At 35.6% G+C, this 21,464-nt stretch carries 18 protein-coding genes; all 18 read left to right on the top strand.

What is annotated here, in order from left to right:
• The first annotated feature begins 10 nt into the window (after positions 1-10).
• The 18 genes from H5163_RS17665 to H5163_RS17580 all read left to right on the top strand — a co-directional run bounded on the left by H5163_RS17665 (position 11) and on the right by H5163_RS17580 (position 20,873).
• Positions 11-2,248 (top strand): polysaccharide biosynthesis tyrosine autokinase, encoded by a 2,238-nt coding sequence (locus tag H5163_RS17665; protein ID WP_182735648.1) that lies wholly within the window; start codon positions 11-13, stop codon positions 2,246-2,248.
• A gap of 375 nt (positions 2,249-2,623) precedes the next feature.
• Positions 2,624-3,505 (top strand): glucose-1-phosphate thymidylyltransferase RfbA, encoded by an 882-nt coding sequence (rfbA, locus tag H5163_RS17660; protein ID WP_182735647.1) that lies wholly within the window; start codon positions 2,624-2,626, stop codon positions 3,503-3,505.
• Positions 3,502-4,047, top strand: a complete 546-nt coding sequence (gene rfbC / locus H5163_RS17655) for a dTDP-4-dehydrorhamnose 3,5-epimerase (protein WP_182735646.1) — start codon at positions 3,502-3,504, stop codon at positions 4,045-4,047. Before rfbA ends, rfbC begins: the two co-directional genes overlap by 4 nt.
• A 12-nt stretch (positions 4,048-4,059) precedes the next feature.
• The gene (gene rfbB / locus H5163_RS17650) at positions 4,060-5,124 is read left to right on the top strand and encodes a dTDP-glucose 4,6-dehydratase (protein WP_182735645.1); all 1,065 of its coding nucleotides are present in this window, start codon (positions 4,060-4,062) and stop codon (positions 5,122-5,124) included.
• Between the two features lies 1 nt (position 5,125).
• Complete coding sequence (gene rfbD, locus H5163_RS17645; RefSeq protein WP_182735644.1) at positions 5,126-5,974, top strand: dTDP-4-dehydrorhamnose reductase; 849 nt, start codon at positions 5,126-5,128, stop codon at positions 5,972-5,974.
• A 248-nt stretch (positions 5,975-6,222) separates the two neighbouring features.
• Positions 6,223-7,236 (top strand): glycosyltransferase family A protein, encoded by a 1,014-nt coding sequence (locus H5163_RS17640; RefSeq protein WP_182735643.1) that lies wholly within the window; start codon positions 6,223-6,225, stop codon positions 7,234-7,236.
• Positions 7,237-7,294: 58 nt separating this feature from the next.
• Positions 7,295-8,506 carry a hypothetical protein gene (locus H5163_RS17635; RefSeq protein WP_182735642.1) on the top strand — a complete coding sequence of 404 codons (1,212 nt, stop codon included), beginning with the start codon at positions 7,295-7,297 and terminating at the stop codon, positions 8,504-8,506.
• A 56-nt stretch (positions 8,507-8,562) separates the two neighbouring features.
• The gene (locus H5163_RS17630; RefSeq protein ID WP_182735641.1) at positions 8,563-9,864 is read left to right on the top strand and encodes an O-antigen polymerase; all 1,302 of its coding nucleotides are present in this window, start codon (positions 8,563-8,565) and stop codon (positions 9,862-9,864) included.
• Between the two features lie 9 nt (positions 9,865-9,873).
• Positions 9,874-10,935 (top strand): glycosyltransferase, encoded by a 1,062-nt coding sequence (locus tag H5163_RS17625; protein WP_182735640.1) that lies wholly within the window; start codon positions 9,874-9,876, stop codon positions 10,933-10,935.
• Positions 10,936-12,156 carry a glycosyltransferase gene (locus H5163_RS17620; RefSeq protein WP_182735639.1) on the top strand — a complete coding sequence of 407 codons (1,221 nt, stop codon included), beginning with the start codon at positions 10,936-10,938 and terminating at the stop codon, positions 12,154-12,156. It begins immediately after the preceding gene.
• Positions 12,146-13,231 (top strand): glycosyltransferase family 4 protein, encoded by a 1,086-nt coding sequence (locus H5163_RS17615; protein ID WP_182735638.1) that lies wholly within the window; start codon positions 12,146-12,148, stop codon positions 13,229-13,231. Before H5163_RS17620 ends, H5163_RS17615 begins: the two co-directional genes overlap by 11 nt.
• Position 13,232: 1 nt before the next feature.
• Positions 13,233-14,819, top strand: coding sequence for a hypothetical protein (locus H5163_RS17610; protein WP_182735637.1), 1,587 nt, complete (start codon positions 13,233-13,235; stop codon positions 14,817-14,819).
• Between the two features lie 70 nt (positions 14,820-14,889).
• On the top strand, positions 14,890-15,927 hold the full coding sequence (locus H5163_RS17605) for a polysaccharide biosynthesis protein (RefSeq protein ID WP_182735636.1): 1,038 nt from the start codon (positions 14,890-14,892) through the stop codon (positions 15,925-15,927).
• Positions 15,928-15,929: 2 nt separating this feature from the next.
• Complete coding sequence (locus tag H5163_RS17600; protein ID WP_145236644.1) at positions 15,930-17,036, top strand: UDP-2-acetamido-2,6-beta-L-arabino-hexul-4-ose reductase; 1,107 nt, start codon at positions 15,930-15,932, stop codon at positions 17,034-17,036.
• 2 nt (positions 17,037-17,038) lie between these two features.
• A complete protein-coding gene (gene wecB / locus H5163_RS17595) occupies positions 17,039-18,169 on the top strand; it encodes a non-hydrolyzing UDP-N-acetylglucosamine 2-epimerase (protein WP_182735635.1) in 1,131 nt (376 codons plus the stop codon).
• Complete coding sequence (locus tag H5163_RS17590; RefSeq protein WP_182735634.1) at positions 18,169-19,377, top strand: glycosyltransferase family 4 protein; 1,209 nt, start codon at positions 18,169-18,171, stop codon at positions 19,375-19,377. The genes wecB and H5163_RS17590 overlap by 1 nt, the downstream gene beginning before the upstream one ends.
• Positions 19,374-20,309 carry an SDR family oxidoreductase gene (locus tag H5163_RS17585; protein ID WP_182735633.1) on the top strand — a complete coding sequence of 312 codons (936 nt, stop codon included), beginning with the start codon at positions 19,374-19,376 and terminating at the stop codon, positions 20,307-20,309. Before H5163_RS17590 ends, H5163_RS17585 begins: the two co-directional genes overlap by 4 nt.
• Positions 20,310-20,324: 15 nt before the next feature.
• Positions 20,325-20,873: a sugar transferase gene (locus H5163_RS17580; RefSeq protein ID WP_182735632.1), complete on the top strand. Its 549-nt coding sequence runs from the start codon at positions 20,325-20,327 to the stop codon at positions 20,871-20,873.
• Positions 20,874-21,464: the final 591 nt, after the last annotated feature.

Raw genomic sequence — 21,464 nt, 5'->3', positions numbered from 1 at the left:
AGGCTAGTACATGAATGCTCAGCCCACTGCATTAGCAGCAAATAAACAAAATAGTAATCAGCCACAAGCAAGCCAAGAAATTGACCTAATGGCGCTGTTAGGCGCTCTGATAGATCGTAAATATTTTATAATCGCCTTAACAACCGTGTTTTTGTTTGTAGGTGTGGTTTATGCGGTGTTTTCGACCCCGATATACCAAGCTACTGCGATGATCCAAGTAGAAGAAAGCGGTGGCTCGGTGCCTGGTTTTGACGACATGGCCGGCATGTTTGAAAGTACCTCAGCTGCAGTAACTGAGGTCGAGCTACTAAAATCACGCTCAGTCATTGGTGAAGCGGTAGATACATTGCACCTAGATGTAGTTGCAGAGCCTAAACTATTTCCATTTATAGGTAGTCGTGCATTTCGTAAATTTAGCCCAAAGAGTGAAGGTGAACTAGCTGAGCCGAGCTTTGGAGCCAGTTCTTACGCTTGGGGCGGTGAGAGTATCGATGTATTTAGATTCGATGTACCACGATCTGCTATCGGTGCTGGATTCACATTAGTAGCCCAAGAGAATAATAGTATTACGCTATTTAACGGTGAAGGCGAGCAACTATTAACAGGCAAAGTAGGGCAAGAGTTAACCAACGGTAAATTTAATTTAACGGTGCGTAGTTTAAATGCACGTACCGGTACTGAATTTATCATTTTACGTAAAGACCGCTTAAATACTATTTTAGATTTACAGGCCGCCATTGGAGCCAGTGAAAAGGGTAAAGACTCAGGTATTATTAATTTGAGCCTGCAGAGCGCAAAACCACATTATGCTGAAAAAGTACTTGATAAAGTTGCAGGTATTTATGTACGCCGCAACGTAGAGCGTAATTCAGCCGAAGCGCAAAAATCACTTGAATTTTTAGAAGTACAACTACCAGAGATTAAAAAGCAGTTAGAGTTTGCTGAGCAACGCTTTAACGATTATCAAATTAAACGCCAGTCAATTAATATTACCCTTGAAACCCAGGGAGTATTAGAGCAAGTTGTTAAACTTGAAACAAAACTACAAGAGCTTGAGCTTAAGCGTTTAGAAATGAGCCGCAAGTTTAAAAAAGATCACCCGACTTACCAAGGCTTAATTGAACAAATTAGCGCTGTTAATGAACAGAAAAAAGAACTGGTTGGGGAGGTAGGTAACCTACCAGAGACTCAACAAGAGCTACTACGCTTAAAACGCGATGTTGAAGTTAGTAACCAAATTTATACGCTGTTATTAAGCAAAACCCAAGAGCTCGATATAGTGCGTGCAGGCACGGTAGGTAACGTACGTATAATTGACCATGCAGAGGTTAATACCTCAAAGCCGGTTAAGCCTAAAAAATCTTTAATAGTGGTAATGGCAACTATGTTGGGTGGCATGTTTGCTGTTGCAATTGTATTAGTGCAAAAAGCTATGCGTAAGGGCGTTGAAGATGCCAATGAGATTGAAGCAATTGGTTTACCAGTATATGCAAGCGTACCCTACTCAGATTATCAAGATAAACTCACTGGCTTTAGTAATGCCCGTAAGGCTAGAAATAAACCTAAGTCAATCCTCGCTCTTGATAACCCTGCTGACTTATCAATTGAGGCACTGCGCAGCTTACGTACTAGCCTGCACTTTGCGATGATGGAGGCTAAAAACAACCTAATTGCAATTTCTGGCCCAAGCCCGGGGGTAGGTAAATCGTTTGTATCAGTTAACTTAGCAGCAGTATTAGCACAAAGCGGTAAAAAAGTACTGATAATCGATGCCGATATGCGAAAAGGTTACTTACAAACCCAGTTTGGCTTAAAGTGGGATGATGGCTTGAGTGATTACTTATCAGGGCGTTTAAACCTCGAGCAAGTAACTAAGCCAACCACTGTAGAAGGGTTGAGTGTTATTACTCGTGGGCAAATACCACCGAACCCTTCTGAACTACTTATGCACAGTAACTTTAGCAAATTAGTAGAAGAGGTAAGCGCAGCGTATGACATAGTTATTGTAGATACGCCACCCATTTTGGCGGTAACCGATCCTGCAATTGTCAGCGCCCATACCGGCACTACATTATTAGTAACGCGGTTTGGCCAAAATCATATTAAAGAGATCGAACTTACGCGTAACCGCTTTGAACAAAATGGTACCGACGTTAAAGGTGTAGTATTCAATGGCATAGTTAAAAAAGCTAGCAATGCTTACGGCTATTACGGTTACTACAACTACGAATATAAATCAGATAAGTAAGAGAAAAGCTCTCGGTGCTAGGATCTAGAGCGTAGGGGTAGCCTTTAGCCGCGAATGGCTTCTCAGTGCAGCAAAGCGACTCGGTGCCCTCGGTGGTAAAAATTGTTTTGTAGGCGTGGGTTTATCCCGGGCGAAAGATTTAAGTGATTTATTCACAAAGAGATAAAGAGGTGCTGCGCTTGAGAGGGAAAATGAAAATATTATGTCTTCTCATTTTCTCTTCATTGTCCTCTCTTTGTGCAAAAAAGAGGTTTATGTAGGTTTACCTTTCATCTTACACCTTAAAAACAATTAATCTAGAACCTAAAATTTGACACCCTAATGCAACATTTTAGCGTTACCTTCATAGCTGATAATTGACAAAATGGTATTAAAATGACTAAAGGAATTATCCTCGCAGGAGGAAGTGGTACCCGCTTATACCCACTGACAAAAGTAGTAAGTAAACAACTCATGCCGGTTTATGACAAGCCAATGGTATATTACCCAATCGCCACATTGATGAGCGCCGGAATTAATGACATATTAGTAATAACGACGCCAGTGGAGCAAAGTAAATTTCAAGAGTTACTTGGCGATGGTAAAGAGTGGGGAATAAATATTGAATACGTTGCTCAGCCTTCTCCCGATGGTTTAGCGCAAGCGTTCTTACTTGGCGAAGAGTTTATAGGTAACAGCAGTGTAGCTTTAGTTCTTGGTGATAATTTGTTTTATGGTCATGACTTGGTTAAATCACTTAGATATGCTGCAGAGCGTGAACAGGGGGGGACAGTCTTTGGTTACCACGTCGCCAATCCTACAGCTTATGGTGTTGTGGAGTTTGACCGAAACGGTAAAGCAATTTCAATTGAAGAGAAACCTTCAGAACCTAAATCGAATTATGCGGTACCAGGTTTATACTTTTTTGATAATAAAGTGATTGAATACGCAAAGAAAGTCAAACCATCGCCACGTGGTGAGTTAGAGATTACCGATATTATTGAGCGTTATTTAAAAGCAGGTAGTTTAAATGTAGAGATAATGGGTCGTGGTACAGCTTGGTTAGATACAGGTACACACGATAGCCTATTACAGGCTGCACAATTTATTGAAACCATTGAAAAACGCCAAGGGCTTAAAGTAAATTGCCCTGAGGAAGTCGCGTATCGTATGGGGTATATTAATGAACAGCAATTACGTCATTTGGCTGAGCCATTGCGTAAAAGTGGTTATGGTGAATACCTACTAGGCTTACTTTCTCATAAGGTGTTTTCATGAAAGTTATAGACACAGCTATTGCTGATGTGAAAATTATTGAGCCGACTATTTTTGGTGATGAGCGTGGTTTTTTTATGGAAACCTTTCGTGATGATTGGTTTCGTGAAAATGTAGCTGATGTCACTTTTGTACAAGACAATCATAGTAAATCAGGGCAAGGTATTTTACGAGGCCTACACTATCAAACGCGGCAAACACAAGGCAAGCTTGTTCGCGTAACAGCAGGTGAGGTTTATGATGTTGCGGTTGATATGCGCAAAGATAGTCCTACCTTTGGTCAGTATGTTGGTGTGTTACTCAGCGGCGATAATAAACGCCAATTATGGGTGCCAAGTGGGTTTGCCCATGGCTTCTATGTAACCAGTGACAGTGCTGAGTTTGTATATAAGTGTACAGACTATTATGCGCCGGAGTTTGAACAAAGCGTATTATGGAACGACCCCGCCTTGAATATTCAATGGCCGCTTGTTGATGGCAAAGCACCGTTATTATCAGCGAAAGATGAAGCTGGTTTACTACAGATTGATGCCCCCGCTTTTTAAGAGAATTAACTAATGACTAAAACAATATTTGTAACAGGCGGCGCGGGCTTTATTGGCTCGGCTTTAGTGCGCTTTTTAATAAATGAAACAGAGCACACAGTGGTTAATTTTGATAAGTTAACCTATGCGGGCAACCTTGAGTCACTGCGTTCAGTTGAAGAGTCAGAGCGTTATCATTTTGTACAAGGTGATATTTGCGACCGCGAAAAAGTGTCAGCGGTATGCGCTCAGTATCAGCCTGACTTCATCATGCACTTAGCTGCTGAGAGCCATGTAGATCGTTCGATTGACGGCCCAGGTGAGTTTATTCAAACAAATATTGTGGGTACATATGAGTTGCTTGAAGCTGCACGCAGCTATTACGCAACGCTTTCAGATGATAAAAAAGCGGATTTTCGTTTTCACCATATTTCAACAGATGAAGTCTATGGCGATTTAGGCGAAACAGGTTTATTCACTGAAGAAACATCATATGAGCCAAGCTCACCTTATTCAGCGTCAAAAGCAGCGTCTGACCACTTAGTACGTGCATGGCACCGTACTTATCAATTACCGGTTGTACTGACTAACTGCTCGAACAATTATGGCCCGTATCATTTCCCCGAAAAGCTCATCCCATTGATTATTTTAAATGCGCTGGAAGGTAAACAATTGCCTGTCTATGGCGACGGCAAGCAAGTACGTGATTGGCTGTTTGTTGAAGACCATGCACGCGCACTTTATAAAGTGGTGAGCGAGGGTAAATTAGGTGATACCTACAATATTGGTGGCTTTAATGAAAAGCAAAATATCGAAGTAGTGACCACAATTTGCAATCACTTAAATGACTTAATTAAAGATAAGCCAGCTAATGTCACTGACTTTAAAGAGCTTATTACGTTTGTAACAGACCGCCCTGGGCACGATGTACGTTATGCAATTGATGCTACAAAAATCAATAAAGAGCTTGGTTGGCACCCAGAAGAGACCTTTGAATCAGGTATTTTAAAAACCATCCAATGGTACTTAGGCAACCAAACGTGGTGTAAAAACGTGCAAGATGGCAGTTACCAGCGCGAACGTTTAGGCAGTAACTAACATGAATGTTTTAATCATTGGTAAAAATGGCCAAGTGGCGTGGGAGTTACAGCAAAGCTGCCCAAGTCATATTACAGCGCATGCTCTGGGTCGTAATGAGATAGACATTACCGACCCGCAAAGTATTGAGCTGGTTATTACACAGTTAAAGCCAGCAATAATTATTAATGCTTCAGCCTATACGGCAGTAGATAAAGCTGAATCTGAGCAAGATGAAGCGTATTTTATTAATGCCACAGCGGTAGAATACTTAGCTAAAGCGGCTACTAAGCACAACATACGGTTCTTACATATTTCTACAGATTTTGTATTTGATGGTACAAAGAATACCCCCTATAAAGTTGATGACCAAACTAATCCAATTAATGTGTATGGCGCTTCAAAATTAGCAGGTGAGCTGGCAATTAAAGCACATTGCCCTGATAACTCTGCGATTGTACGAACATCGTGGGTGTATTCGAGTCACGGCAATAACTTTGTTAAAACGATGTTGCGCTTAATGGCTGAAAAAGAGGAGCTTAACGTTGTGAGTGACCAAATAGGGTGCCCAACAAACGCAAGTGGCTTAGCTAAGTTTTTATGGCATTTAGCAGAGCAAGTGAGACTTGAACCTATTTATCATTACAGTGATTTAGGTGTAGCGAGTTGGTACGATTTTGCAGTATCAATTCAAAATTGCGCCTTAGATAAAGGAAAGCTTAATAAAAAAATACCAATTAAGCCAATTTCTAGCTTAGCATATCCAACACAGGCAAAGCGTCCAAAATTTAGCTTGATGCAGCAAAGTGACAATTTTAAAAGACAGTGTTGGCAGAGGAATTTAAAAAAAATGATAGTTAGCTTTTTTTAATCAAATTATAGTCAAGACTTCAAAGGGTTAATGTCACAAAACCCTTGAATGTAAGTATAAACTTAATTATCTAGTGAATGAAAAATCCGTATTTCATTATTGTATTAAAATAAAATGTATAACTATTTTAAACCAATCTGCTAAATAGGTTGGTCTAATTGATAAGTTCAATAAGTAATAAAAAATAAATTAATCTTTATTATAAATTGAAGGTTAATATTTGATCCACTAACAAACTTGGTATAACTATGAATCCTATAATTTCTATTTGCATTCCAGCATATAATCGACCAAAAGAGCTAAATAGATTACTTAAATCAATTGATTCTGTTAGACATAATAGTATAAGAATTTTAATTTGTGAAGATAAGAGTCCTAAACGAGATGAGATTAGGGAAGTTGTAAATTTATTTAAGCAGAGTACCTTATTTGATGTTACATATATAGAGAACGAAACAAATCTTGGTTATGATAACAATATTAAAAAGCTTGTATCTTATTCAGATGGTGACTATATATTATTCATGGGAGATGACGATACATTCGTACCAAACTCATTAGATCTTTTATCTACTTTTTTATCCAATAACAGTGATTTAGGGTATGTATTAAAATCGCATCGTTTCTTTTATGAAAATGGTAATATCGAAGAGTTTAGATATTTTGATGGAGATAAATTTTTTAATAAAGGTGAAGATACATATATTAGCTTGTTTCGCCGAAGTGTATTTATATCTGGTTTCACCATTAAGAAAGAGGCGATTAACGACTTGATAACAGATAAGTTTGATGGAGGCTTGCTTTATCAACTATATCTCTTGGCGGAGACTGCATTAAATTACCCTTGTGCCTATTTCGACACACCTCTTACACAAGCCGACGAGAATGGTATTCCTTACTTTGGTAGTTCAGAAGTAGAAAAAAACCTATATACACCCGGAACAATTACTATTGAAAATTCAATTCAGTTTTTAAGTGGTTTTTTTGATATAACAGCGTATATAGATAAAAAATATGGTATTGAATCTACTGATAAAATTAAGCATGACATGTCAAAGTATTTTTATCCAAGTTTGGCAATACAACGGGATAAAGGGATTTTTGACTTTTTTAAATACATTAAAAAACTGAGGGGGATGGGCTTTAATTCTTCTGTATATTTTTATATATATGCCATAGGCTTAACTTTTTTTGGAAAAAAAATCTGCGATTACATAGTGTTAACGCTGAAAAGAAAGATTGGTCGTACACCTCAGTTATAAAGAGCAGGTTTATATTTTGTTTAAGTTGCTAAATAGTTTGGTGAGAAATTCAGAGCTAATGTGGACCATTTTAGCTCAGTTTATTCAATTAGCGTCTGGGGTTATATTAATAAAGGTATTAACCAGCGAGCTCGAAGTTGCTGCCTATGGCTTGTTCGCACTAGTTATGTCAGTCAGTGCTTTTGTTTTGACAGTACCTTTTACTGCTATTCAGCAAGGGTTTTATAGGTATCGAAGTATATACAATAAAAAAAATAAACAGAGTGAATTTTACATTTCAATGGTGTTAGGTGTATCAGCTTTAATAATATTGTATATATTTGTAGCTTACATTATTCTACAAAGTTTTTCATTTGGAGGCTACTGGGTAAATCACTTCTTTCTAATTGCTTTATTTATTGTATCTGAAATTTACAAAGTGTTTACGCGAAGTATTGTTAACGCAGATCGGCAACGTAAAACTTATGCTAAATCAATACTTGCCGAGTTTATAATAAAGTTAGTGCTTTTATCCTTTATTACATATTTTTTTAGTAATTTAGAACTTGATTTTGTTATAAGTACGTATACATTCGCAAATTTTGTGAGTGTTTTTATATGTTCTTATTTTAATATTGATATGCTTAAGAATATAGAATATAAACTGTTTAAACTTATTTGGTTTAGGGTTTTAATCTTCTCTTCTCCTCTCTTGTTATGGGCTAGTTTTGGTTGGATAAGAGATATGTCTCTGAGATGGTTTTTAGAGCTTCATGGTGAGACATCTGAAGTGGCAATGTTCACAGCAATTTCATCAATAGCTATAATAATACCAATGGTAATGCAGTCAATTATTGGGGCATATTTTATACCTATTATGTATGAGAATGGTAGGGGTGAAAATAGCAATAAATTAAAACATAAATTTAATATTTTAATTTTAATTTTAATTTTAATTGGGATATTGTTGTTCTTGTTTCTATATGCGTTTTCGGGTTTTATTGTTGAACAATTAACTGATTCAATATACGTAATCCACTCTTGGGCTTTACCATGGATGTTTATAAGCTACTACCTATTTTGTTGTGGTATGATTAGCGCTACATCTTTACTAGTAGACTTTAAGCCTAAAAAATTATTTTTACCTAACTTAGTGTCAGGTTTAGTCGTGTTATGTGCTGGTTTGTTTTTTATAAAAGAATATGGCTTAGAGGCTGCTGTATTTTCTTATTGCATTTCTTACATTTCATATTTTCTATTGACATTTTTTATTGTTTACAAGAATCGTTGATTTTTTGGCTGAAATACTAAAAAAGGAGAAAAGTTATTAATTATATAGCTATAGTTATGATTTCTTTAATAATTACGTTTTTGATAATACAATTATTAAAGTATGTATATAGTACCGGTGAGCTTGTATCACCATGGACGATATTTACAGCCCTTTCTATTGTAGACATTTTAATGCCGGCAGTTTTACGTATAGCTTTTCCTGAATTTAATATTTATCCAATTTGGATGGCTAAATTAGAGGCTGAAGACTTAATCATTGCAGTTATTTTTTCTTTTTTTGGTTGGGTTCTGTTTTCATTAGGGTATTTCAATGGGAAAAAAGTTTCCATTGTAAAGAGGTACTCTATTGTCTTTATTCCAAAAAGAGCGCTCTTACTGCTTGCTTTTTGCCTTTTATTTTATGCCATTTATTTTATTGTTATCTTTAACTATCATGGTGGTGTTGACGCATATATAAGCAATAGCCTTACCAATAGGTTTGTTAGCGCTTCAGACCTGCCCCCTATAATATCTTTTTTGAATGTTATCAGACCATTGGTATTGACTTTGATTTTTATTATAGTAGCTAATCTATTTTATTTTTATTATAAAAATGGTGAGGGTAGTGTGAAAATTTTTTTCCTTCCTTTGCTAGGATTTCTTATGTCACTAACTACATTCTTTAGAGGGACAATTTTAAATTACTTATTTGGTTTTATAGCTTTAGGGAATAACAAAAATAACTTTGATTCACTAAACAGCAGATCGAATAATATGAAAAGAAAAAATAATTTTAAAGTGGTTTTTTTTATTGTTGCTGCTTTTTTGATTGTTGGTGCTGTGAGAGGGTTTTATATTGAAAAAGAAGCAGGGAATGATACTGAAATTTCTATATTAAAAGAAGTTAATAAAAACTTATCAGGAAGCGCTTTAATTGGTCTAGCATCTGTTATAAAAAATTATGGTTATTCTGTAGATTACCTTTATGGTAAAACTATATTTGACATGCTTTTGATGCCAGTCCCAAGGGTTATATATACAAGTAAACCAGATTGGTATGGAATTGATGATATTACTCGTGGTATGGGATGGCCAAAGTCAACTCAAAGCGCAGTTTCGCCTCAAGGGGAGTATTATGCAAATTTTGGAGTTTATGGAATAATTTTAATGTACTTCTTGGGCGCTTTATTCGGTGTTTGTAGAAAGTTTGCTGAAAAGGATTTAATGCATTTCTCTATTTATGCATTTTTGATTCTACCCGTCACATTAACAACATTTTGGATGTCAACAACAGGTTTAATCAATGGCCTTAAAATGATTCCATTTATATTTATTATCCTAAAAATCCTTTTCAGGAAAAATGCAGGTAAAGTTTAGAGTTCATATATGAAGATATTAATCGCTGCTGATTGGCATGGTTCTGAAATATACGCAGATGTATTTAAAAATAAGTTCGAAAAATTAGGGCATGAAGTAATATGCTTTAGTTGGAAAGAATATTTTAAACATTATCAGTACCCTCAACGCTATCAAACTGATGGTAATGTTTTGAAGTCAATATACTTTCGTTTTCAAAATAAATATATATTTGGCCCAGTAATTAGAAGGTTAAATGCTGATTTTTTAAGAGCTGTTAATAAAAACAAACCTGACATATTGTTTATATATCGCGGTACACACATTTTACCAAAAACATTAAAAGAAATAAAAAAGAATAATATAGTTACTATTTTTGGTTACAACAATGATGATCCTTTTTCTCCAAAATACCCAAAGTATTTCTGGAGGCATTTTATGGGGGGAATAAAATTATATGATCATTTATTTTGTTATAGAAAGCATAATGTTGATGAGTTTATTAGCGCTGGGTGTAAAAGTGTATCATTACTTCGAGCTTATTATACGCATGAGAGAAATAAGATTGTATCCACATCCAGTTCTCAATATTCTTGCGACATAATATTTATTGGCCATTTTGAAGATGATGGTAGAGATCAGTACCTACTAGAGCTATTAATGACAGATTTCGAAGTCAAAATTTATGGCACTGGATGGGAAAAGTCTAAATTATATAAAAAGTTGCTCCTTCTAAATGGTCCCATTGAGCCTTTATATGCTGACTATAACCTAGCTCTAAATTCAGCAAAAATTGCTTTAGTTTTCCTTTCAAAACTAAATAGAGATACTTACACACGTAGATGCTTTGAGATTCCAGCAGCAGGAACTTTGATGCTATCTGAATATACACAAGACTTAGATTCTATATTTCAAAAAGGGGTCGATGCTGATTATTTCAATAGCTGTGCTGAACTTCTAGAAAAGGTTTCTTTTTACTTAAATAATCCAGATATTTTGCAAAAAGTTACAGATAGTGGACATGCTCGCTTGTTACGAGATGGTCATGAGGCAGAGGATCGTGTAAAAGAAATTTTAGAGAGATATTACTAAATGGAATCAATAAAAATAAGCTTTTATAATTTAGTAAATAGCTTAAAGTCAAAGTTTAAGACTATAGAGTTTTTTTATAATATTAATGCAGTTTTTAAAGAGTGGGTTCTGCATAGAGACTATAGAAATCTTTCTCTAAGGTATAATCTCAATCCTAGTAAAAACAGCAGTGAGTTATCTTCAGGATTTAAAGATAAAGCTTTCAAAACAAATATTCGTGGAGATCGCCTTAAAGTAATTTGGATTGGAGCATGCTATGAACAAGACTACTCAGGCTTCATACAAGCTTTGAATAAAGTTGCTGATGTTATTGTTTTTACAAAAAATGATGGAACCTATGGTCAACAAGTCCCCAATATACGAAGAGGCTTAATATTTGACAACGAAAGAAGAATTAACGGGGAGCGATTACTTTCTATATTCAACGATAGTGGAGGTGCAAAAGAAGTTGATTTGGTTATTGGGCAGATGTGGTCAAACCTTATGGATCCGAGCGTTCTAATGGATATTCGAAATAAAGGTTCAATGGTTGTAAATATAGCTATGGATGATAAGTTACCAGTTCATTGGAAAGAGGATAAGTATGGCAGATTATCAGGTGCCATAGGCCTTGCAAATAGTGTAGATCTAACATTAAATACTTATAAGCAAGCTGTTTCGATGTACGCAAAGCATGGAGCGGATTGTATATATTGGCCTCTTGCTAGCAACCAAGATGTTTTTAAGCCAGAAAATGAAAAAGTTTATGATGTTGTCTTTATTGGTTCTAATTATGGTTATAGGGCTAAATTAATAAATAAATTACAAAAGGCTGGAATTAACATTAAGGCATTTGGTCCTGGTTTTGAATCAGGGATGATAAGTGCTCAGGAGAGTGCTGAGATTTTCGGCAAGTCAAAAATAATACTTGGAATTGGCTATATAAGCTACAGTAGAAAATTAGCAACTTTGAAGTTACGTGATTTTGATGCACTCTTTACTGGGGCTTTATATATAACTACGCGTAATCCAGATCTAGAAGATATTTTGATTGAGAATGAACACATAGTATATTACGACTCAATAAATGAATTGATAGAAAAAATAGAATACTACTTGAAAAACGAAAGTGTAAGATTGGACGTTGCTGAACGAGCTTTAAAATTAGCCAATGAGAATCACACTTGGGATATAAGAATCGCTGATACAATTGATATTCTTGGGCTTACTGATGATAGATAAAATCTCAATAATAGGCCCTTTCCCTAACCCTATCCATGGTATGTCGTTAGCTAATCAAACTATATTTAACTATTTTAAGGCACAAAATAATATAGATATCCAAAAATTTGACATTTCACTATCATCTTCTGTCAAAAGTAAAAAAGATCAAGGTCGATTTAAAATTACAGTCCTTTTTTTTGCTTTGGTTAACTTAATTAAGCTTCTACTTTTCATTGTCAAAAGGCGCGGCGGGGTCTTTTATTTTACACCTCCTCAATCTGTTCTGGGTTATTTAAGAATAAGCCCTGCTATTATATTAGCAAAAATTATGCGAGGACATTGTATTATTCATTTTCACGGAGCAAGGTTTAAGTTGTATTATGAAAGTTCTAACTTTTTATTTAAAGCTTTAATTCGTAGCACTTTTATATTCGTTGATAATTTTGTTTTGCTTGGTAAAACTATTAAGAAAGAGCATTCTTCCTTAATAGAAAAAGAGAAAATAATAATTTGCGCAAATGGGGTAGAACCCCCTCAAACCTTAACTGATAAAAAGTTATTTATAGGACATCGAGTAAATATATTATTCTTAAGTAACCTTATGGCTGATAAGGGGTTTTTTGAATTTTGTGATGCCGTTAAGAAACTGTCTACTGATAAGTATGCTGTTCATATTGCTGGTGCTATTGAAAAGGCACACCAGACTGAAATTAAAAACGCTCTTGAGAGTTTAGGGTCTATAGCAACTTACCATGGGGTAGTTTATGAAGATAAAAAAGATGAACTTTTTTCCAAGTCCAATATATTTGTACTACCAAGTTATGACGAGGGACAGCCAATGTCAATATTAGAAGCATATAGTTACGGATTAACAGTTATAACAACAAATGCTGGAGGTATACCTGATATTTTTACTGATTCAATAAACGGTAGATCCGTTAGTATAGGTAGTGCTCATGATATAAAAAATGCTATAGAAAACATTAATGATGAAGATATGCACTTATATAGAAAAAATAATATAGAGGCTTATGAGCGTTTGTATACTTCAGATGCTTTTTGCAAGCGCATATTGAATATTTGCAAAAGGTGAAATGATGCGACACAAAGATTTTTTTTGTTCTTACAATATTGAGAAATGTGTAATTACTGAACTTGACTGTTCTGGGCTTTATAATACTGGAAGTCTCGATAGTGTAGTCAATATAAATACTCAGAAGCCCCTTGTTGAGGATGACTACTTTCATGGATTAGAAATTAGTTTAAAAGACAGTGTTTTCTCTATTAAAAATGATTTATTTTGTACTGTCCCTGTTTATTATGCAGTTAATAATGACTTGTTATTTATATCATCAAACCCTGCTAAGGTTTTATCAAAAATAGAAAAACAGGAAATTGACCATGCTGGGCTCTGGGAGTCAATATTATTCAGTAACTGTGTTTTTGATAGAACACCTGTAAAACAGCTAAAGCAACTCCCATCGATGCATCAATTGATAATTGTTTCTGGCAGAATCAAAGTCAATAAGTATTTTAAAATTGATTTTCATGAGTGTAAAGAGTCTGAAGTAGAAAGTGTAATTGAAGATATACATATAAGATTGCATGAAATATTTTCAAAATTTAAAACAAGTAAATATTTAATTGGTGTAAGTGGTGGGTTAGATAGTAGATTAAGCTTGGGATATTTAAATAACTCTTTGAAGATATCTCCATTCACTTTTTGTGCAACTGAGAATAGCTTAGAGCTGAAGCTATCCAAGCAGTTATGTAGTAACTTAGGCTTTACTGATCCTGTAACATTCTTATTATCTCCCAAGAATTATTTAAAACATAAAGAGTCTTTGGCGAACTTTACAGCTGGCCAAATAGGTTTTCATCATAGCCACATTTTACATTGTTTATCAGAGTTGAATACTAGTGGGAGTTTGAAGCAGATATCTAATTATTTTACAGATGCTATCTTTGGTTGGGCAGTAAATACACATAGCTCCAATGATTTTGATTCGTGGTCCTCGAAGCTGAAATCTGTAAATTATATTTCAGACAATGTGAAAGAGGAGATATTTAAAGATATAAATAATGTCTTTGCTGATTATTCAAAGGATGAAAACTTTAGCTGTAAGGATGAATATAAATATATATTCGAACGTAACCAAAAGTTTCATATTAATCTAGCATTTCAACAAAATAGATTATGTGATACTTACTTACCATATTGCGACTATAGATTATTAAAGTTGGTACTATCTTTACCTCTGGGTGTCCGTAGTAATAAAAGAATATCTGAGCTGTTAATTTCTAAATGTGGTGTGGAAGATGTTGAGACCATTTCATCTCGACAAATGATTACCGGTCAAAGTTTTTCACAGAAATCAGGGATAAAAAAGGTTCAAGATAATTTAAGCTTCAAAGCGACAAATGGTCTTACTTTACTAATTTCAAAGCTTACTAGAGGTAATGTTATTTATCCTAATAAATATCAATGTGAGGCTCATTATAACCTCTTCCATAAAATACAGAGTAAAGGCTTGATCGAAGAAGATTTAAATTTTTTGGAAATGAGAGGGATTTTATCCACAGACCAAAAAAAGCAAATTAAAAAGGTATCTATTCGGAATGGTGGGGTCTCCAGCTTTTTTCAATTACATAGCTTGGTTAACTACCTAAGGCATATGTAATTGTACTCTTAAAAAATTAAAATTAAGTGTTTATCATTAAATAAAATTTAACTATAACTCAGGACTTTTTATGTTCCAAAATAAAACTTTGTTAATAACGGGCGGCACAGGTTCGTTTGGTAATGCAGTGCTTCGCCGTTTCCTAAATAGCCAAATCAAAGAAATCCGTATATTTAGCCGCGATGAAAAAAAACAGGATGATATGCGTAAGCATTTTAGCTCTGATAAGCTAAAATTTTATATTGGTGATGTAAGAGATGCACAGAGTATTTCAACTGCAATGCGTGGAGTTGATTATGTGTTTCATGCAGCAGCGTTAAAACAGGTACCCTCATGCGAGTTTTACCCCCTAGAAGCTGTAAAAACTAATGTGTTAGGTACTGAAAATGTACTCGAATCTGCCATTAAATATGGTGTTAGCCGTGTTGTGTGTTTAAGTACCGACAAAGCAGTATATCCTATTAATGCAATGGGGATCTCAAAGGCGATGATGGAAAAAGTGATTGTTGCTAAAAGCCGTAATTTAGAAGGTACAAATACTGTAATTTCAGGTACTCGTTATGGTAACGTGATGGCTTCGCGTGGCTCTGTTATTCCGCTATTTATCCGTCAAGTTATCGAAAATACACCAATTACTTTAACGGATCCGTCAATGACTCGCTTTATGATGACATTGGACGATGCCGTTGATTTGGTTCTCCATGCATTCGAGCATGGTGAGAACGGTGATATTTTTGTGCAAAAAGCACCGGCAGCAACTATTGACGTATTAACACAAGCTATTCTTGAGATGGTTGGAAAGCCTGAGCATAAAGTAAATATAATTGGCACTCGTCATGGCGAAAAGCTTTTTGAAGCTTTATGTAGCCGTGAGGAAATGTTTGTTGCCCAGGACCAAGGTGAATATTACCGTATACCTGCTGATAATCGTGATTTAAATTATGCTCAATATACAGAAGAGGGTGAAAAAGATCTTTCAAGCATTGAAGACTACAATTCACATAATACTCAGCGTTTGGATGTTGAAGGTATGAAACAACTACTCCGCAAGCTCGACTTTATGCGTGAAATTGAATCTGGAAATTTATTTGTACCAGAGGGAGTGTAAATATGAATATATTAATCACTGGCGCATCTGGGTTCATAGCTAAGAATTTAATTGTAAGTTTAAAGCGAAATGATAAATATGAAATAATTGAGTTTAGCCGCGAGTCTTCACAATCAGAGTTAAAAGAAGGTGTAGAAAAAGCTGATTTTATATTTCACTTGGCGGGCGTAAATAGGCCAAAAAACGAAGGTGAGTTTAAAGAAGGTAACTCTGATTTAACATTACAGTTATGTGAGCTTGTTAAGGGAACTGGTAAGAATATTCCTATTGTATATACATCGTCTATTCAAGCTGAGCAAGATAATCCATATGGTAAAAGTAAGTTAATAGCTGAAACACACCTAACAACACTACATAATGATACAGGTAACAGTATTTATATTTATCGCCTACCTAATGTGTTTGGTAAATGGTGTAAACCTAATTACAATTCTGTAGTTGCTACGTTTTGTCATAATATTGCTAATGATCTGCCAATTCAAATTAATAACCCTGAAGCTGAGGTTAACCTAGTACACATAGGCGCTGTTGTAACTTCATTTTTAGATACATTGTCTAATCTACCAAAAAATACACTACATATAGATGTTGAACCTACCTTTAAAATAACTTTAGGCGAGCTTGCAGAAACCCTTTATAGCTATAAAAAGAGCCGTGAAACATTAGTAACAGAGCCTGTAGGTGATGGCTTTAATAGGGTGCTTTACGCCACTTATATCAGTTATATAAAGCCTGAGGACTTCAGCTATTCTGTCGTCAAACATGAAGATCCGCGTGGTATGTTTGTTGAAATGTTAAAAACGAAAGATTCTGGTCAGTTTTCTTTTTTTACAGCGCACCCGGGTATAACGCGTGGTGGGCACTATCATCATTGTAAAACTGAAAAGTTTTTAGTTATTAAAGGTAAGGCTAAATTTGGTTTCAGGCATATAGTTACTGATGAAGTAAGCGAGCTTATAACGAATGGTGATAAGCCAGAAATAGTAGAAACCGTTCCAGGTTGGTCTCATGATATAACTAATATTGGTGATGAAGAATTAATTGTAATGCTATGGGCAAATGAAAATTTTGATCCAAAAGCACCAGATACTGTAGCTCATAAGGTTTAACAATGAAAAAGCTTAAAGTAATGTCGGTAGTTGGCACCCGACCAGAAATTATTCGCCTCTCGCGTGTTTTAGCTAAACTAGACGAACATTGCGAGCATATATTGGTTCATACCGGTCAGAATTATGACTTTGAATTAAATGAAGTTTTTTTTAATGATCTTGGTGTAAGAAAACCAGATTATTTTTTAAATGCAGCAGGTAAAAATGCAGCCGAAACTATTGGTCAAGTCATTATTAAAGTTGACCAAGTACTTGAAGACATAAACCCTGAGGCCATGCTAGTCTTGGGTGATACAAACTCTTGTATTTCAGCCATACCAGCAAAACGCAGAAAAGTACCTATATTTCATATGGAAGCGGGTAATCGTTGCTTTGACCAGCGAGTTCCTGAGGAAACAAACCGTAGGATAGTAGATCATACTGCTGATGTTAATTTAACTTACAGTACAATCGCACGAGATTATCTTTTAGCTGAAGGATTACCTGCTGACCGAGTTATAAAAACGGGCAGCCCGATGTTCGAAGTGCTTAATCACTATATGGATAGAATTGACTCATCAGATGTATTAAGTCGCTTAGGGCTTAAGCAAGGTGAATTTTTTGTAGTGAGTGCTCATCGTGAAGAAAATGTAGATTCGCCAAAGCAACTAGTTAAGCTTGCTGAGTCTTTAAACAAGATTGCAGAGCAATATAATTTACCTGTTATCATTTCAACTCACCCACGCACACGCAATCGTATTGAAGCGCAAGGTATTGAGTTTCATAAGAACATTCAATTACTGAAGCCATTAGGTTTTCATGATTATAACCACTTACAGAAAAATGCAAAAGTTGTGTTGTCTGATAGCGGCACTATAAATGAAGAGTCTTCGATTATGAACTTCCCTGCATTAAATTTACGAGAAGCGCATGAACGTCCTGAAGGCATGGAGGAAGCCTCTGTAATGATGGTTGGCTTAGGTGTAGAGCGCATAATGCAAGCTTTGCAGATACTAGAAACTCAGCCAACTGGGGCTACAAGGTTATTAAGGCCTGTTTATGATTACAGTATGCCAAATGTATCAGATAAAGTTGTACGTATAATTCACTCATATACAGATTATGTAAATCGCGTTGTGTGGAAAAAATATTAATGCGTATAGCACTTCTTCCGGATGATTACTTACCGAGTAGTACGTTAGTACATGCGAAAATGTTTCATGAACTTGCTCATGAGTTTATGAAACAAGGACATGATGTTGTTGTAATCACTCCAGGCCTACCTAACCAGAGCCAAAAATTAATAATTGAAACTGTTGATGGGGTAGTCGTTTGGCGATTTCGTGCAGGCTTAAGGCGTGGTGTCGGAAAACTCAAACGAGCATTAAATGAAAGCTTATTATCATTGAATGCGTGGAGTGCCATTAGAAAAGAAGTAGAACAAGCTCCATTTGACATATGTGTAAATTATTCACCTACGATCTTCTTCGGTAATTTGACAAATAAATTACGGCGCAAATACAATACATATATTTATTTGGTTCTTAGGGATTTGTTCCCACAATGGGTGATAGATGAAGGAATGATTTCAGAGAGCTCCTTGATAGGTAGATACTTTCGTTATTTTGAGCACTTAAATTATAAGGCTTCAAACAAAATTGGCTTAATGTCTAAGGCTAATATAGATTGTTTTTCTTCCATTAACTCTCAATATAAAAATACAGAAGTACTTTTAAATTGGGCTTGTTTAGTGCCGTCTCAATTTAATCGCTATTCGATAGATGTAAGAGAGGAGCATAATCTTACTGATAAGGTGATTTTCTTTTACGGTGGTAATATAGGTCATGCTCAAGACATGGCTAATTTACTTCGACTAGCTGATAGATTGAAATGTAGACCTGAAGCACATTTTTTATTTGTCGGTCAAGGCGATGAGTTTGAGCTAATAAATCAAATGAAAGCTGAATTAGATTTACAAAATGTAACTATATTACCCTCTGTTAATCAGTCTCAATATAAAGAGATTCTGACTCAAGTTGATATTGGTTTATTTACACTCGCTAAGACACATAAAGCACATAACTTTCCAGGCAAACTTTTAGGTTATATGGTGCAGTCATTACCTATATTGGGTAGTGTAAATCCTGGGAATGATTTAATTGAGTATGTTAATGATTCACATTCAGGTTATGCTTATGAGAATGGGGAAGACGAATCTCTTTTAAAAGGGGCTATTAAACTTTTAGAAGAAGTTGAGCTGCGTAAGCAAATGGGATCAAATTCATTTGAACTTTTGAAACAGAATTTTTCTGTTGAACAAGCGGCACGAAAAATCATTTCAGCAATGGAAGGCCAACATTGAAACTATTAATAACAGGTTATTCAGGTTTTGTTGGTAATAATTTAGTAGAGCAATTGCAAGGCAATTATCAATTAAACCTACTTGGAAGAAAGCAGTCTAATTTCGGGAATATTTTTACACATAATTTGGACTCGAGTTCACTTTATAACGAGGCGCTTGTAAATGTCGATGTGGTTGTGCATTGCGCTGCAAGGGTTCATATTATGGATGATGTTGCTAGTGATCCTCTTAATGAATTTAGGGCCGTAAATACTCACGGAACACTTAATTTAGCTAAACAAGCAGCAGCAGCAGGTGTAAAACGCTTTATATTTTTAAGCTCGATTAAAGTGAACGGTGAAAGTACAAGTGATCAAGCCTCTTTTACTGCAAGTGATAAATCAGCTGCGGAAGATCCGTATGGCATATCTAAAGCAGAGGCAGAGCAGCAATTGCTAGATCTTAGCAAGCAAACCAGTATGGAAGTTGTGATTATCCGTCCACCACTAGTGTATGGTGAAGGGGTGAAAGCAAACTTTGCATCTTTGATGCGTTTTGTAGGCAAAGGCTTGCCATTGCCATTTAGATCTATAAAAAACAACAAGCGTAGTTTAGTGTCTGTTTATAATTTGGTTGATTTAATCAGGGTGTGTATTGAGCATCCAAAAGCCGCTAATCAAGTGTTTTTAGCTTCTGACGACCATGATTTATCAACGGCTGAAATGGTAGCATTAATGGCAAAAGTGCAAGGTAAAAAAAACTTTGCTCTACCAGTGCCAGTTTGGTGCTTTAAATTAGCGGGAAAATTGCTCAACAAGAGCGATGTTATCGATAGATTGACTGGCTCATTACAGTTAGATATTAGTCAGACAAAGAATACTCTTGACTGGAAACCGCCATTCTCAGTTGAATATGGTTTTAAACTTGCTGCTGAAAAACCTTCAACAAAATAATTAATGGATTTATAAATGATACGTTTACTCGACTTTTTGTTTTCACTGTTTGGTTTGTTATTTGCATCACCATTTTTAGTAATTTTATACATTATTGGTTTGTTTGATACCGGCTCACCTATATTCACGCAAGAGCGTGTAGGTCGTAATAAAAAACCATTTACACTAGTCAAATTTAGAACAATGACAGTTGACACTGCATCTGTAGCGAGCCACTTAGCAAGCACAGCATCAATAACCCCTTTTGGTGGTTTTTTGCGTAAAACAAAGTTAGATGAACTTCCGCAACTTTGGAATGTCCTCAAAGGTGAAATGAGCTTAGTAGGCCCTCGGCCTGGTTTATTTAATCAAGAAGAGCTAACTCAAGCACGCGATGCTAAAAATGTATTTGATGTACGCCCAGGTATTACAGGCCTTGCCCAAGTAAATGAAATAGATATGTCTACCCCAGAGTTACTTGCAAAAACAGATCGCGAAATGATCGATACACTGACAATTGGTAATTACTTTAAATATATATTAATGACTGTAACCGGCAGTGGTAGTGGGGATCGGGTTAAGTAAAATGTAACTAGGTGCTAGGGTAAGAAACAGGTTCTTGGTAAGTGACTAGGGGCTAGGAAATTAAAGAGGGAAGTTTTATGCAATTTGAAAAACTGGATGTTTGGAAAAGAGCTTCTCGTTTAGTCCAGCACTTCAGTGATAAAATGTTCTAGTGATTTATTCACCACGGAGAACACCGAGTTCACTGAGGTAGAGATTAGAGAGTTAATAGATTTATATTTCCTTTTTACTGGTCTTTCCTCTGTGTAGCGAAGCGCCTTTGTGCTCTCGGTAGTAAAATGTTTTTAGTGATTTATTCACCACGGAGCGCACCGAGTTCACTGAGGTAGTGATTAGAGAGTTAAAAGATTTATATTTCCTTTTTACTGGTCTTTCCTCTGTGTAGCGAAGCGCCTTTGTGCTATCGGTAGTAAAATGTTTTTAGTTATTTATTCACCACGGAGCGCACCTAGTTCACTGAGGTAGTGATTAGAGAGTTAATAGATTTATATTTCCTTTTTACTGGTCTTTCCTCTGTGTAGCGAAGCGCCTTTGTGCTCTCGGTAGTAAAATGTTTTTAGTGATTTATTCACCACGGAGCGCACCGAGTTC

Origin of the sequence: Pseudoalteromonas sp. SG44-8 (assembly GCF_014164125.1) — a bacterium.
GTDB classification, from domain to species: domain Bacteria; phylum Pseudomonadota; class Gammaproteobacteria; order Enterobacterales; family Alteromonadaceae; genus Pseudoalteromonas; species Pseudoalteromonas rhizosphaerae.
This window is presented reverse-complemented; position numbering and strand designations above follow the sequence as displayed.

What these genes read in the sequence shown, in the direction of transcription:
- wecB (WP_182735635.1), top strand. Translation starts at nt 17,039, where the DNA reads ATGAAAAAGCTTAAAGTAATGTCGGTAGTTGGCACCCGACCAGAAATT.
- H5163_RS17635 (WP_182735642.1), top strand. Translation starts at nt 7,295, where the DNA reads ATGTGGACCATTTTAGCTCAGTTTATTCAATTAGCGTCTGGGGTTATA.
- H5163_RS17630 (WP_182735641.1), top strand. Translation starts at nt 8,563, where the DNA reads ATGATTTCTTTAATAATTACGTTTTTGATAATACAATTATTAAAGTAT.
- H5163_RS17605 (WP_182735636.1), top strand. Translation starts at nt 14,890, where the DNA reads ATGTTCCAAAATAAAACTTTGTTAATAACGGGCGGCACAGGTTCGTTT.
- rfbD (WP_182735644.1), top strand. Translation starts at nt 5,126, where the DNA reads ATGAATGTTTTAATCATTGGTAAAAATGGCCAAGTGGCGTGGGAGTTA.
- rfbB (WP_182735645.1), top strand. Translation starts at nt 4,060, where the DNA reads ATGACTAAAACAATATTTGTAACAGGCGGCGCGGGCTTTATTGGCTCG.
- rfbC (WP_182735646.1), top strand. Translation starts at nt 3,502, where the DNA reads ATGAAAGTTATAGACACAGCTATTGCTGATGTGAAAATTATTGAGCCG.
- H5163_RS17580 (WP_182735632.1), top strand. Translation starts at nt 20,325, where the DNA reads ATGATACGTTTACTCGACTTTTTGTTTTCACTGTTTGGTTTGTTATTT.
- H5163_RS17615 (WP_182735638.1), top strand. Translation starts at nt 12,146, where the DNA reads ATGATAGATAAAATCTCAATAATAGGCCCTTTCCCTAACCCTATCCAT.
- H5163_RS17590 (WP_182735634.1), top strand. Translation starts at nt 18,169, where the DNA reads ATGCGTATAGCACTTCTTCCGGATGATTACTTACCGAGTAGTACGTTA.
- H5163_RS17600 (WP_145236644.1), top strand. Translation starts at nt 15,930, where the DNA reads ATGAATATATTAATCACTGGCGCATCTGGGTTCATAGCTAAGAATTTA.
- H5163_RS17610 (WP_182735637.1), top strand. Translation starts at nt 13,233, where the DNA reads ATGATGCGACACAAAGATTTTTTTTGTTCTTACAATATTGAGAAATGT.
- H5163_RS17625 (WP_182735640.1), top strand. Translation starts at nt 9,874, where the DNA reads ATGAAGATATTAATCGCTGCTGATTGGCATGGTTCTGAAATATACGCA.
- H5163_RS17640 (WP_182735643.1), top strand. Translation starts at nt 6,223, where the DNA reads ATGAATCCTATAATTTCTATTTGCATTCCAGCATATAATCGACCAAAA.
- H5163_RS17620 (WP_182735639.1), top strand. Translation starts at nt 10,936, where the DNA reads ATGGAATCAATAAAAATAAGCTTTTATAATTTAGTAAATAGCTTAAAG.
- H5163_RS17665 (WP_182735648.1), top strand. Translation starts at nt 11, where the DNA reads ATGAATGCTCAGCCCACTGCATTAGCAGCAAATAAACAAAATAGTAAT.
- rfbA (WP_182735647.1), top strand. Translation starts at nt 2,624, where the DNA reads ATGACTAAAGGAATTATCCTCGCAGGAGGAAGTGGTACCCGCTTATAC.